Origin of the sequence: Mycolicibacterium litorale (assembly GCF_010731695.1) — a bacterium.
Lineage (GTDB): Bacteria > Actinomycetota > Actinomycetes > Mycobacteriales > Mycobacteriaceae > Mycobacterium > Mycobacterium litorale.
This window is the reverse complement of sequence record NZ_AP022586.1, coordinates 3,090,128-3,102,650: the sequence shown is the minus strand read 5'-3', so window position 1 is coordinate 3,102,650 and position 12,523 is coordinate 3,090,128. Positions and strand designations below refer to the sequence as shown.

The 12,523-nt window shown below is 69.6% G+C and carries 12 protein-coding genes and 1 riboswitch; of the genes, 5 read left to right on the top strand and 7 right to left on the bottom strand.

Annotated features, from left to right (window positions below):
* The first annotated feature begins 18 nt into the window (after positions 1–18).
* Both trpS and yhjD read left to right on the top strand, forming a co-directional pair.
* On the top strand, positions 19–1,053 hold the full coding sequence (trpS, locus tag G6N30_RS14725; RefSeq protein WP_134053987.1) for a tryptophan--tRNA ligase: 1,035 nt from the start codon (positions 19–21) through the stop codon (positions 1,051–1,053).
* Positions 1,054–1,068: 15 nt separating this feature from the next.
* Positions 1,069–2,091, top strand: coding sequence for an inner membrane protein YhjD (gene yhjD / locus G6N30_RS14720; protein WP_134053985.1), 1,023 nt, complete (start codon positions 1,069–1,071; stop codon positions 2,089–2,091).
* Here the strand turns inward: yhjD and G6N30_RS14715 are convergent.
* Positions 2,085–2,402, bottom strand: coding sequence for a DMT family transporter (locus tag G6N30_RS14715; protein ID WP_134053983.1), 318 nt, complete (start codon positions 2,400–2,402; stop codon positions 2,085–2,087). The two genes, yhjD and G6N30_RS14715, sit on opposite strands and share 7 nt — an antisense overlap.
* A gap of 11 nt (positions 2,403–2,413) precedes the next feature.
* Positions 2,414–2,477, bottom strand: a riboswitch (guanidine-III (ykkC-III) riboswitch).
* Positions 2,478–2,506: 29 nt separating this feature from the next.
* On the opposite strand from G6N30_RS14715, the gene G6N30_RS14710 reads away from it, so the two are divergent.
* Positions 2,507–3,394 carry an NAD(P)H-dependent flavin oxidoreductase gene (locus G6N30_RS14710; RefSeq protein WP_134053981.1) on the top strand — a complete coding sequence of 296 codons (888 nt, stop codon included), beginning with the start codon at positions 2,507–2,509 and terminating at the stop codon, positions 3,392–3,394.
* Here G6N30_RS14710 and G6N30_RS14705 read toward each other — a convergent pair.
* From G6N30_RS14705 to G6N30_RS14690, 4 genes are all read right to left on the bottom strand, one after another.
* Positions 3,372–4,604 carry a D-alanyl-D-alanine carboxypeptidase family protein gene (locus G6N30_RS14705; RefSeq protein WP_134053979.1) on the bottom strand — a complete coding sequence of 411 codons (1,233 nt, stop codon included), beginning with the start codon at positions 4,602–4,604 and terminating at the stop codon, positions 3,372–3,374. The two genes, G6N30_RS14710 and G6N30_RS14705, sit on opposite strands and share 23 nt — an antisense overlap.
* 166 nt (positions 4,605–4,770) lie before the next feature.
* Positions 4,771–5,784, bottom strand: a complete 1,014-nt coding sequence (locus tag G6N30_RS14700) for an SMP-30/gluconolactonase/LRE family protein (RefSeq protein ID WP_134053977.1) — start codon at positions 5,782–5,784, stop codon at positions 4,771–4,773.
* A gap of 21 nt (positions 5,785–5,805) precedes the next feature.
* A complete protein-coding gene (locus G6N30_RS14695; protein ID WP_134053975.1) occupies positions 5,806–7,191 on the bottom strand; it encodes an aspartate aminotransferase family protein in 1,386 nt (461 codons plus the stop codon).
* Positions 7,188–7,709 (bottom strand): Lrp/AsnC family transcriptional regulator, encoded by a 522-nt coding sequence (locus G6N30_RS14690; protein ID WP_134053973.1) that lies wholly within the window; start codon positions 7,707–7,709, stop codon positions 7,188–7,190. The genes G6N30_RS14695 and G6N30_RS14690 overlap by 4 nt, the downstream gene beginning before the upstream one ends.
* A 122-nt stretch (positions 7,710–7,831) precedes the next feature.
* Between G6N30_RS14690 and G6N30_RS14685 the strand changes: the two genes are divergently transcribed.
* Positions 7,832–9,340 carry a gamma-aminobutyraldehyde dehydrogenase gene (locus G6N30_RS14685; protein WP_134053970.1) on the top strand — a complete coding sequence of 503 codons (1,509 nt, stop codon included), beginning with the start codon at positions 7,832–7,834 and terminating at the stop codon, positions 9,338–9,340.
* Here G6N30_RS14685 and G6N30_RS14680 read toward each other — a convergent pair whose 3' ends face one another.
* Together G6N30_RS14680 and G6N30_RS14675 are read right to left on the bottom strand one after the other, a co-directional pair.
* Positions 9,341–9,640 carry a DUF732 domain-containing protein gene (locus tag G6N30_RS14680; RefSeq protein ID WP_134053968.1) on the bottom strand — a complete coding sequence of 100 codons (300 nt, stop codon included), beginning with the start codon at positions 9,638–9,640 and terminating at the stop codon, positions 9,341–9,343.
* A 44-nt stretch (positions 9,641–9,684) separates the two neighbouring features.
* Entirely contained in the window at positions 9,685–10,851 is a 1,167-nt protein-coding gene (locus tag G6N30_RS14675) for an acyltransferase family protein (RefSeq protein ID WP_134053966.1), read from the bottom strand.
* 219 nt (positions 10,852–11,070) lie between these two features.
* On the opposite strand from G6N30_RS14675, the gene G6N30_RS14670 reads away from it, so the two are divergent.
* Complete coding sequence (locus tag G6N30_RS14670; RefSeq protein ID WP_134053964.1) at positions 11,071–12,516, top strand: basic amino acid/polyamine antiporter; 1,446 nt, start codon at positions 11,071–11,073, stop codon at positions 12,514–12,516.
* Positions 12,517–12,523 lie beyond the last annotated feature (7 nt).

Below are 12,523 nucleotides of genomic sequence, written 5' to 3'. Positions count from 1 at the left end.
TGGGAGGATCTGGGCATCATGAACTCTCCGGTCGAGACCCCGCCCGCCGTGCCACGTGTCGTCTTCTCAGGTGTGCAGCCCACCTCCGATTCGCTGCACCTGGGTAACGCGCTGGGGGCCGTGACGCACTGGACCGCGCTGCAGGACGGCTACGACGCCTACTTCTGCGTGGTCGACCTGCACGCGATCACCGTCCCACAGGATCCCGAGACGCTGCGCCGACGCACCCTGGTCACCGCCGCGCAGTACCTGGCGCTGGGTATCGACCCGGCGCGCAGCACCGTCTTCGTGCAGAGCCATGTCCCCGCGCACGCCGAATTGGCCTGGGTGCTGGGCTGTTTCACCGGATTCGGGCAGGCCTCGCGGATGACGCAGTTCAAGGACAAGTCGCAGAGGCAGGGCGCGGACGCCACCACCGTCGGCCTGTTCACCTATCCGGTGCTGATGGCCGCCGACGTGCTGCTCTACGACACCGACCTGGTGCCGGTCGGCGAGGACCAGCGTCAGCACCTCGAACTCGCCCGCGACGTCGCGCAGCGGTTCAACGCGCGGTTCCCGGACACGTTCGTGGTGCCCGAGCCGATGATCCCCAAGGCCACCGCCAAGATCTACGACCTGCAGGATCCGACCGCCAAGATGAGCAAGTCCGCGGGAACCGACGCCGGGCTGATCAGCCTGCTCGACGACCCGAAGGCGACGGCGAAGAAGATCCGCTCGGCGGTCACCGACAGCGAGCGTGAGATCCGCTTCGATCGCGAGGCCAAGGCGGGGGTGTCGAACCTGCTGACCATCCAGTCGGCGGTCACCGGCACCGACGTCGACGCACTGGTCGAGGCGTACCAGGGCCGCGGCTACGGCGATCTGAAGAAGGAGACCGCCGAGGCGGTGGTCGAGTTCGTCACGCCGGTGAAGAACCGCGTCGACGAACTGCTCGCCGATCCGGCCGAACTCGAAGGGGTGCTGGCGGCCGGCGCCGAGCGGGCCCGCGACGTGACTGCCAAGACGCTCCAGCGGGTATACGACCGGCTGGGATTCCTGCCCCCGCGGGCGTAGCGACTGGAGGCTGGTGTGGAGGAACCGGCCGAACCCGGCGTGCTGGACCGGTGGCGCGCCCGGTACGGCTGGTTCGACCACGTCATGCGCGCTCAGCACCGCTACCAGGAGAGCAAGGGCGACTTCTACGCCGCGGGCATCACCTACTTCACGGTGTTCGCCCTGTTCCCGCTGCTGATGCTGGGCTTCTCCGTCACCGGGTTCGTGCTCGCCGGACAACCCGATGTGCTCGCGGGCATCGAGGACCGGATCCGGCAGACCATCTCCGGGGACGTCGGCCAGCAGGTGGTCGACCTGATGAACACCGCGATCGACTCGCGCACCTCGCTCGGGATCTTCGGCCTGGCCACCGCCGCGTGGGCCGGGCTGGGCTGGATGGCGAACCTGCGCGAGGCGCTCAGCGCGATGTGGGAGCAGCGCAGCGGAACCGGGGGGTTCGTCGGCACCAAGCTGTCGGATCTGGTCGCTCTGTTGTCGGCCTTCCTCGCGATCGTGCTGACGGTGGCGCTGACCGCCCTGGGCGACCAGGGGGTGATCACCCGCGTGCTGGCTTGGGGCGGGCTCGAGAACGTGCCCGGCATCACCTGGGGGTTGCGGGCGCTCTCGATGCTCGTGGCGGTCGGCATCTCGTGGCTGCTGTTCACCTGGATGATCGCCCGGCTACCGCGCGAGTCGATCAGCTTCCGCAGTTCGGTACGGGCGGGGCTGCTGGCGGCGGTCGCCTTCGAGGTGTTCAAACAGGTGGCGTCGCTGTATCTGCGGACGGTGCTGACGGGTCCCGCCGGCGCGACGTTCGGACCCGTCCTCGGCCTGATGGTGTTCGCCTACATCACCGCCCGGCTGATCCTGTTCGCGACGGCGTGGGCGGCCACCTCGCGCGACAACATGCTCGCCGCGCCGGTGGACCCGCCCAACCCCGCCCAGATCACCACCCGGGTGCAGGTCCGCGAGGGCGTAGGGCTACCCGGCACTCTGGCCGCCGCGGCGGTGGGAGCGCTTGGCGCCGTTGGCCTCTCGCGGCTGCGCCGGCGTCAGTGAGTGATCAGCTTCAAGCCGATGACGCAGGCCACGATGCCGAGCATCAGCAGGATTTTGATCAGCGACGCGGATTCGGCGCCGGTCACGATCGCGTACGCGACCGTCAGCACCGCACCGATCCCCACCCACACGGTGTAGCTGGTGCCTGGCGGCAGGTCCCGCATCGCGAACGCCAGGCCGGCCATCGAAAACACCATCGCCACAACGAAGATGAGCGACGGCACCAGGCGGGTGAAGCCCTGCGAGCGGCTCAGCGCGCTCGCCCACACCGCCTCGAGAACTCCGGACAACGTCAAGATCAACCAGGCCACGATGCACCTCCGAAGCGCCGTCTTGTCGCTGGCCGGGTACGGTGCCGCTCGTCCGGTGTCAACTGGTGACAACCCCAGGGTAGCAAGGCGGTAGCGTCGCACGAATGCCGCTGTTGACACCCTGGTGCCGGTCGATGGGCATGGACGTGCCGATCGTCAACGCCCCCATGGGCGGTGCCGCCGGGGGTCGCCTCGCCGCGGCCGTCTCGCGCGCAGGCGGCCTCGGTATGGTCGGGATGGGCAGCGCCGGCACCGCGGAGCAGTTGACCACCCAACTGCGGGAGCTCTCGGATCTGGAGCGTCCCTTCGGAATCGGCCTCGTGCACTGGGTGACACGGCGCGAGCCGCGGCTGCTGGAGACCGCGTTGGCGGCCCGGCCGGCCCTGCTGAGCGTGAGCTTCGGCGACGACTTCGAATGGGTGGCGCGCGCCCACGACGCGGGCGTGACGACCGCGACCCAGGTCGGCACCACCGAGGCCGCGCACCGCGGGGTCGACGCCGGCGTCGACGTGCTGGTGGCCCGGGGCGCCGAGGGCGGCGGCCACGGCGAACCGCGGGTCGGGACGCTGCCGTTGCTCACCGAGGTGCTCGACCGGGTCGAGGTGCCGGTCCTGGCCGCGGGCGGGATCGCGTCGGGGAGAGGTTTGGCGGCCGTCCTGGCGGCGGGTGCGTCGGCGGCCTGGCTCGGCACCGTCTTCGCCGCCTGCCCGGAGGCGCTGACCCCACCGGCGTCGCGGGCGGCGCTGCTGTCCGCCGAGGCGGAGGCGACGGCGCTGACCCGCGAGTTCGACATCGCCGGCGGCTACCCGTGGCCGGAACACCTCCCCGAACGGGTGCTGACCGACGACGCGGGCCGCCCGACACCGGTCAACGCGGGGCAGAGTGTGGGCATGGTGGCCGGCGCCGTCCCGGCCGCCGACCTGATCGCCCGGATGTGTGGTGACGCCGAGGCGCTGCTGCGCCGGTGGGTCAGTGCTGAGGGCGCCGGTTGAGCGAGCGGGCCGCCATGATCAGCGCGAACACGATGATCCCGCCGATCACCGCCACGCCGACCCGCACGGGCATCGCGTCGGCCGCGGGCAGGATGGCCGCCGCCTGCGCCGCGGCCTCGGTCTCGGCGGTCTTGGGCTGCGGGTCCAGGGAGGGGTCGGGTTCGATCAGCGTGCCGACCTTCGTGCCCTGCGGCAGTCCGAAGCCGTAGTCGAGCAGCCGGGCGGCCTGTTCCCACGGGGCGATCGGCTGCCGGGTGCCGCGCAGCAGGACCGCCACCAGCCGGCGCCCGTCGCGTTCGGCGCCGCCGACGAAGGTCTGCCCGGCGTCGTCGGTGAAGCCGGTCTTGCCGCCGAGCGCACCCGGATAGTTGTAGAGCAGCTTGACGTCGTTCTCGATCGGGTACGGCGGGTTGCCGTCGCGCCCAGGGAAGTCGTAGGTGCGGGTCGCGACGATCTCGGTGAAAGTCGGGTTGCGCCAGGCATACCGGTAGAACAGCGCGAGGTCGTAGGCCGACGTGCTCATCCCGGGCCCGTCCAGTCCGGACGGGGTGGCCACGCGGGTGTCGCGGCCGCCGAGCTTGCTGGCCAGTTGATTGAGCTTGAGCAGCGTGGTGTCCATACCGCCGAGCTGGCGGGCCAACGCGTGGGCGGCGTCGTTGCCGGAGTACATCAGCAGCCCGTGCAGCAGATCGTTGACGGTGTAGAGGCCGCCGACGTCGACGCCGACGCGCGTGCCCTCGGCCGCCGCGTCCTCGGGGGTACCGGGGACCGCCTTGGCCAGGTTGAGTTCCTTGATCGACTGCACCGCGGTGAGCACTTTGATCACGCTGGCCGGGCGGTGCCTGCCGTGCGGGTCGCGGGCGGCGATCACGTCGCCGGTGTCCATGTCGGCGACCAGCCACGCCTCGGCGGAGACGTCGCCGGGGGCGGGCGGGGCGCCGGGGGCGGTGATGATGCCGCAGCCGGCCAGCGCGTCCCCGCCGAGCGGGGAGTTGGGCACCGGCAGCGCGACGGGCGGGTCCTGGCCGGGTTTGGGCACCTCGGACGCGTCGACCGCGGGCGGCGTGGTCACGCGGTACGGGCACGTCGCGTTCTCCGGGGCGGGTTGTGCACCGGCGGTCGGCGCGGCGGCCAGCGCGGGGGCGACCAGCATCGCCACCGCCGCGGCCAGCGCCGCAACGCGGGTCGAGAGGTTCCGTGAGGTCGCCATCATCGCGGAGATTAGGGGATCGGCGACCGGTTTGGCCGGAGGCTCGCTGTGACGGATGTGGTCGGTGTGACTCGCGCCGCGCACTCGCCTCCGCCCTCGCCTCCGCCGAGACTGCTGGGAGATCACGGTTTCGGGCGGATCGGCGATCTCACCGCAGTCTCGGCGCTCAGCGCAGGGTCACGTCGTCGAGCGCGACGTGCGCAAGTGCCGACGCCCCGATGCACGCCAGCCACAGCCGCCCGTCCGACTCGACGAGTCCGGTCACCATGCCGAAGTCCGGGTGTGTGGTCCGCAGCCCGGCGACCGCCTCGCCGCTGTCCGGGTCGAAGGCCACCGCCCACACCTCGGGCGCGATCTGCGGGGCGAACCGGTCGGGCAGCAGCCACATGAGCTTGCGCAGCACCGGAGGCCGCGGGGCCAACCACTCGGCGGCGGCGTTCGGCGGCGACACCATCGCCACCCAGATCCGGCCGTCCGCGCCCGTCGACATGTTGTCGGGGTGGCCGGGCAGGTGCTGCACCAGTGGGGTGATGGTCCCGGCCCGCGGCCCGGTCAGCCGGTACTTCGACAGCCGCCGCCCGAGCGTCTCGGCGAACACCAGCGCGGACCCGTCGGCGGTGACGGTCACGCCGTTGGTGAAGTACAGGCCGTCGGCCAGCGTGGTGACCGAGCCGTCGGGATCGCGGCGGAACAGGCCGCCCCGCGCCCGCGATTCCAGCACCGCACCCTTGAAGTGTTCGTAGGTGAACGCACTCGTCGACTCGGTGAAATACAGTGCGCCGTCGGGTGTTTCGGTCACATTCGAGCAGAACTGCAGGTGCCGGCCGTCGACGGTTTCGACCAGCGGCTCGAGCGTGCCGGTGCCGGCGTCGAGCACCAGCAGGCCACGCGGGCTGTCGCAGATCAGCAGCCGTCCGTCGCGGGCGACCTCGAGGCCGAGCGGACGGCCGCCGGTGTTGGCGATGACCGTCGCCTCGCCGCCGGAGGGGGACAGCCGCAGGATCCGGCCGTCGTCGACGCCGGTGTAGAGCCGGCCCTCGGCGTCGACCACCACGTCCTCGGGTGCGTGACCCGGCACGGGGACGACGGTCAGCTGCGGCGCGGGCAGCGGCGGCAGCTCGTCGACGGGCGGCGGCTGCCAGCGGACTGGATCTATCGACGGTTTGCGCGTGGAGGCCACGCCGCCGACGCTACGCCGGTGTCAGAGCCGGCGGCCCGCCTCGCTGAGAACGCCGTGCAGGATCTCGTAGATCGCGTCGAACTCGGCCTGACCGCTGACCAGCGGCGGCGCCAGCTGGACCACTGGGTCGCCCCGGTCGTCGGCGCGGCAGTACAGCCCCGCCTCCCAGAGCGCGGGCGTCAGGAATCCGCGCAGCAGCCGCTCCGACTCGTCGTCGTCGAACGTCTCCTTGGTCGCCTTGTCCTTGACCAGTTCGATGCCGTAGAAGAAGCCCTCACCGCGGACGTCGCCGACGATCGGCAGGTCGTACAGCTTCTCCAGCGTGGCCCGGAACGCGGGGGCGTTCTCCTTGACGTGGTCGTTGAGGCCCTCGCGCTCGAAGATGTCGAGGTTGGCCAGTGCCACCGCCGCGGACACCGGATGCCCGCCGAAGGTGTAGCCGTGCCCGAACGTCGTCTTGCCGTCGTTGAACGGTTCGAACAGTCGGTCGCTGGCGATCATCGCGCCCAGCGGGGAGTAGCCCGACGTCAGGCCCTTGGCGCTGGTGATGATGTCCGGCACGTAGCCGAAGTCGTCGCAGGCGAACATCGAACCGATGCGGCCGTAGGCGCAGATCACCTCGTCGGAGACCAGCAGCACGTCGTACTCGTCGCAGATCTCACGGACGCGCTCGAAATACCCTGGGGGAGGCGGGAAGCAGCCACCGGCGTTCTGGACGGGCTCGAGGAACACCGCCGCGACCGTGTCGGGACCCTCGAATTCGATGGCCTCGGCGATGCGATCGGCGCAGTACTGCCCGAATGCCTTGGCGTCGTGGGCATACAGTTCGGGCGCGCGGTAGAAGTTGGTGTTCGGGGCACGGAAGCCGCCCGGGGTCAGCGGTTCGAACGGCGCCTTGAACGCCGGGATGCCCGTGATCGCCAGCGCACCCTGCGGCGTGCCGTGATAGGCGATCGCACGCGAAACCACCTTGTGCTTACCGGGTTTGCCGGTCAGCTTGAAGTACTGCTTGGCCAACTTCCACGCGCTCTCGACGGCCTCGCCGCCGCCGGTGGTGAAGAACACCCGGTTCAGGTCGCCGGGGGCGTAGTTCGCGATGCGCTCGGCCAGTTCGATCGCCGGCGGGGTCGCGTAGGACCACAGCGGGAAGAACGACAGCGTCTCGGCCTGTTTGGCGGCCGCCTCGGCGAGTTCCCTGCGGCCGTGGCCGACCTGCACCACGAACAGCCCCGACAGCCCGTCGATGTAGCTGCGGCCCTTGTCATCCCAGATCCGCACACCCTCGCCGCGGGTGATGATCGGCGGAGTGATGCCCTCGCCGTGGCGGGCGAAGTGGCCCCACAGGTGGCGGTTGGCTTTGGCTCCGAGCTCGGTCGTCACGGGTTCGGTGATATAGGACTGCGTCATCGTGTTCCCCAATTGTATTGCTGCTTGACCAGTTTGAGGTAAACCAACGTCTCCGTGGATACCACTCCCGGTAGTGCGCGGATCCTCGTGTTCAGAAGATCCAGAAGGTCGTCGTCGTCCTCGCAGACCACTTCGGCGATGGCGTCGAAGGAGCCCGCGGTGAGCACCACGTAGTCGACAGACGGGATCGCGGCCAGTTTCTCGGCGATCTTCGTCGTGTCCCCGGTGCAGCGGATTCCGATCATGGCCTGCCGGGCGAAACCGAGTTGCATCGGATCCGTCACGGCGACGATCTGCATGACCCCGGCGTCCACCATGCGCTGAACGCGCTGGCGCACCGCGGCCTCCGACAGGCCGACGGCCTTGCCGATGCCGGCGTAGGAGCGCCGTCCGTCCTGCTGCAACTTCTCGATGATCGCCTTGGACAACTCGTCGAGTTGGAAGAACGTGCCCGGACGCGACTGGCTCACGCGCAGCGACACCGGCTGGATGTCGTGCTCGCCCTCTGGGTTGGCCATACGAGGCATTGTGCACGGAATTCGTCGTATGGGGCAACCAGATCTATGAAATCAATCGTTTCAACCGTGCGACTATGCGGGATGCGTAGCAAGGCAAGGGTGGGTCGGTTAGCGTTGGGCCCATGACAGCGCTTGTGTCGAACGCCTTGGCGTCCAACTCAGTGGCCAGCAGCTGGATCGACGGTGCACCGGTGTCGACCGGCGGCGGGGCCTTCCAGATCGTCAACCCGGCGACCGGCGAGGTCGTCACCGAATACGCCCGCGCGGCGAACGCCGACGTGGACGTGGCGGTGGCCGCCGCGCGCGCGGCGCTGCCCGGGTGGGCGACCGCGACCCCCGCCGAGCGGTCGGCGGTCCTGGCCAAACTCGCGAAGCTGGCCGACGAGCACGCCGAGGTGCTGATCGCCGAAGAGGTAAGCCAGACCGGCAAGCCGGTGCGGCTGGCCCGTGAGTTCGACGTGCCGGGCAGCGTCGACAACATCGACTTCTTCGCCGGCGCCGCGCGCCATCTCGAGGGCAAGGCCACCGCCGAGTACTCGGGCGACCACACCTCGAGCATCCGCCGCGAGGCGATCGGCGTCGTCGCCACCATCACCCCGTGGAACTATCCGCTGCAGATGGCGGTGTGGAAGGTGCTGCCTGCGTTGGCCGCCGGCTGCACCGTGGTGATCAAACCGTGTGAGCTGACGCCGTTGACCACGCTGACGCTGGCGCGCCTGGCCGGAGAGGCCGGGCTGCCGCCGGGGGTGCTCAACGTGGTCACCGGGTTCGGTGCCGACGTGGGCACCGCGCTGGCCGGTCATCCCGGCGTGGATCTGGTGACGTTCACCGGGTCGACGGCCGTCGGCCGCAAGGTCATGTCCGCCGCCGCGGTGCACGGCCACCGGACGCAGCTCGAGCTCGGCGGCAAGGCGCCGTTCGTGGTGTTCGACGACGCCGACCTCGACGCCGCCATCCAGGGTGCGGTGGCCGGCGCGTTGATCAACTCGGGGCAGGACTGCACGGCCGCGACCCGGGCCATCGTCGCGCGCAGCCTCTACGACGACTTCGTCGCCGGTGTCGGCGAGGTGATGGGCAAGATCGTCGTCGGCGATCCGCAGGACCCCGACACCGACCTCGGCCCGCTGATCTCGATGGCCCACCGCGACAAGGTGGCGGCCATGGTGTCGCGGGCGCCCGACGAGGGCGGACGCATCGTCACCGGCGGAACGGCCCCCGACCTGCCCGGCTCGTTCTACCGGCCGACGCTGATCGCCGACGTGTCCGAGCAGTCCGAGGTGTACCGCCAGGAGATCTTCGGCCCGGTGCTCACCGTCCGCTCCTTCACCGACGACGACGATGCGCTGCGCCAGGCCAATGACACCGACTACGGGCTGGCGGCCTCGGCGTGGACCCGCGACGTCTACCGCGCCCAGCGGGCGTCACGCGAGATCAACGCCGGATGCGTGTGGATCAACGACCACATTCCGATCATCAGCGAGATGCCGCACGGCGGGGTCGGCGCGTCGGGCTTCGGCAAGGACATGAGCGACTACTCCTTCGAGGAGTACCTCACCATCAAGCACGTGATGAGCGACATCACCGGGGTGGCCGAGAAGGAGTGGCACCGGACGGTGTTCAAGAAGCGGTAGTCAGCAGTCGAGGTGCACGATCGCGGTCGACACGATCTTGTTGGCGACCGCCAGCGAGGCGCCCGAGTACTTCAGGTGCTGCTGCACCATCGGAACGATCTCCGAGGAACCCATACCGCTGGCGGCGGCCCGGCACGACCAATATCCCTCGCGGAGGAGCTGGTCGGCGGTCAGGAACGTGAAGTACTGCTGCAGGTCGAGGTACTCGGCTTCGCCTGCGGCCGCGGGCGGCGCGAGTCCCAGCGAACCGGCCGTGACGACGATCGAGGCGGCGATCGTGGGGACGAGTGCTCGGACCATGGTGGCCACCTCCGCGTTGGAGCCGCTGGGTGTCCCCTGGATTCTCACCCGCCGATGTGCTGAAACCTCGGGGAATCGAGAAATTCGCTGCCGGACGGAACGCGGCGCGCGGGCGCAGTTTCACTGGTGGGCCGCGTGATGCGGTTGAGCGCCCACGCCGCCGGAACGGCGCACAGCAGGGTCAGCGCGAGCAGCCCCGCCAACGAACCCCCGAACACGGGCCAGTCCAGCACATGCAGCAGCAGGGCGATGACGAGCACGTGCACCAGGAACAGCTCGTAGGAGATCTCACCCAGCCACGTCATCGGCCTGCTGCCCAGCACCCGCTCGTATCGTCCGCCGCCGCCGAGCGCCAACGGCGCGACCACGAGTGAGGCGACGGCCGCGTAGAGCAGGCTCTTCAGCAGCGGCGCCCACACCGGTACCGGTCCCATCGTGATCTGCCCGGCGAGCGGCGTGGACACGACGAGGAACAGCAAAGCCGCCAGCGGCAGAGCCGTCGCGGCGCGGCACCGGACGTCCATCGACCGCAGCACCGCCAGCGCCATCCCGCCGGCGAACCACACCAGATGCGCGGGCAGCCACATCGTGGCGGAGTTCGGCAGCCAGTCGGTCGTCTGCACGACGATCAGCCACAGCGGGCTGACCGCGGCCAGCGCGGCCAAGCCACCCAGCACGCGCCCGGGTCGCCACTCGCCGCGGCACCGCACCGTCACCAGCAGATACGCCAGGAAGGGCAGCGCGGCGTAGAACGACACCTCGACCGCCAGGCTCCACGTCTGAGACAGGCCGTGGTGCAGATAGGTGAGCAGGAAGTCATCGGTGTAGATCTGCGTGAGCGTGAGGTGGCGCACCAGGCCGGCCCACGTCTGCCCTGGCGTCGAGTCCGCCAGGAAGAGGTAGACGATGTAGACGGTGCACACGGTGAGCAGGTACGCGGGCATGATGCGCCGGGTCCGGCGCCATGCGTAGCGGCCGACGCGCGGTGCGGGCAGGCCGGCCGCGGCGGCGCGGACCCACGGCCGGAACAGCAGGTAGCCGGACAGCACGAAGAAGAACGCGACGCCGATCTCGAGGCGCGCGTAGATGTATCCGAGGAATCCGTGGGTGAGGCTGCCGGTGGCGAACGCCGCGTGGGTGCCCACCACCAGTAGCGCCGCCACCGCCCGCAGACCGGTGAGCGACGCAACCCGGTCCGACTGCGTGAGCACCCGGTGACGCTACTGCACGACCTGTCTACTTTCCTGGCCAGGTGCTGAGCGCAGGCTGAGCACTTGGCAAGTGTTTGCTCAGCTTCGGCCCGATCCGGTTGCGTCGACGGGTCTTTCTGTCATGATCACGAACGTGGGATCCGGAGCGAATCCGGACCGCCCGTCGGAGTTGGACGGCTTCCAGCCCGCACCGCACACCGACGTGGCCGGTCCCTCGAGATGACGACCACCGACGCCGCACTGGGGCAGGACCAGAAGAAGGTCAGCCTGCCGACGCTGACCGCGATGGTGGTCGGCTCGATGATCGGGGCAGGCGTGTTCCTGTTGCCGCGCCGATTCGGGACCGAGACCGGGGTGCTCGGGGCGGTCATCGCGTGGACCATCGCGGGCACCGGCATGTTGATGCTGGCCTTCGTGTTCCAGCGGTTGGCGGTGCGCAAACCCGACCTCGACGCCGGCATCTACGCCTACGCCAAAGCGGGATTCGGCGACTACGTCGGCTTCAACGCGGCGTTCGGCTTCTGGGCCTCGGCGTGCGCGGGCAATACGTCGTACTGGGTCTTGATCAACGCGACCGCCAGTGAGCTGTTCCCCGAACTCGGGGCCGGCGACACGGTGCTGGCGGTCGTCGTGTCGACGATCGGGGTGTGGACCTTCCACCTGTTGATCCTGCAGGGCGTCAAAGAGGCCGCCGTCATCAACCGGATCGTCACCATCGCCAAGGTGGTGCCGATCCTGGTCTTCATCGTCCTGGCCCTGGTCCTGTTCGACGGCGGGTATTTCGCCGGCAACTTCTGGGGCGGCGGCGACAGGACCTTCGCGTCGGTGTTCGACCAGGCCAAGGGCACGATGCTGATCACCGTGTTTGTGTTCCTCGGGATCGAGGGCGCCAGCGTCTACTCCCGATACGCCAAGAAGCGGTCCGACGTCGGACGTGCCACTGTCATCGGATTCCTCGGGGTGCTGGGCGTGTTCTCGCTGGTGACGCTGGTCTCCTACGGTGCGCTGCCGCGTTCGCAGCTGGCCGAGGCCGAGCAGCCGTCGATGGCTTCGGTCCTCGAATCACTGGTCGGGCCTTGGGGTTCGGTGTTCATCAAGGCCGGCGTGGTCCTCTCGGTACTGGGCGCCTACCTGGCGTGGACGCTGATGTCCGCCGAGATCCTCTACATCCCCGCCAGGGCCGGCGACATGCCGCGCTTCCTGACCAGGGTCAACGCCAAGGGCGCGCCCGTCGCCGCCCTGTTCATGGCGACCGGTCTGGTCCAGGTGCTGATCATCCTCAAGTTGTTCGTCTCCGACGCCCTGGATTTCATGCTCGACCTGACGGCGTCGCTCGCGCTCGTCCCGTACCTGCTGGCCGCCGGATACGCGCTGAAGCTCACCGTCACCCGGGAGACATACGACGACAGGCGATCCCTACGCGCCGACATGGCGTTCGCCGCGGTGGCCACGGCCTATACCGCGTTCCTCGTCTACGCCGCAGGCCTCGGGCACCTCCTGCTGTCCTGCATCCTCTACGCCCCCGGCGCGGCGCTCTACATCGTCGCCCGGCGCGAGAAGAAGGTGCGGGTGTTCACCGTCGCCGAGGCGGTGCTGTTCGCGGCCATCGTCATCGGCGCCGTGGCCGGTGTCGTGTCGCTGGCGACGGGAGCGATCACTGTCTGACGAAGGA

Excerpts from the sequence above, each read along its gene's own strand:
- G6N30_RS14705 (WP_134053979.1), bottom strand. The coding sequence starts at position 4,604 with ATGGCGACCTCACGGAACCTCTCGACCCGCGTTGCGGCGCTGGCCGCG.
- G6N30_RS14695 (WP_134053975.1), bottom strand. The coding sequence starts at position 7,191 with ATGACGCAGTCCTATATCACCGAACCCGTGACGACCGAGCTCGGAGCC.
- G6N30_RS14670 (WP_134053964.1), top strand. The coding sequence starts at position 11,071 with ATGACGACCACCGACGCCGCACTGGGGCAGGACCAGAAGAAGGTCAGC.
- G6N30_RS14690 (WP_134053973.1), bottom strand. The coding sequence starts at position 7,709 with ATGGCCAACCCAGAGGGCGAGCACGACATCCAGCCGGTGTCGCTGCGC.
- G6N30_RS14680 (WP_134053968.1), bottom strand. The coding sequence starts at position 9,640 with ATGGTCCGAGCACTCGTCCCCACGATCGCCGCCTCGATCGTCGTCACG.
- G6N30_RS14685 (WP_134053970.1), top strand. The coding sequence starts at position 7,832 with ATGACAGCGCTTGTGTCGAACGCCTTGGCGTCCAACTCAGTGGCCAGC.
- G6N30_RS14710 (WP_134053981.1), top strand. The coding sequence starts at position 2,507 with ATGCCGCTGTTGACACCCTGGTGCCGGTCGATGGGCATGGACGTGCCG.
- trpS (WP_134053987.1), top strand. The coding sequence starts at position 19 with ATGAACTCTCCGGTCGAGACCCCGCCCGCCGTGCCACGTGTCGTCTTC.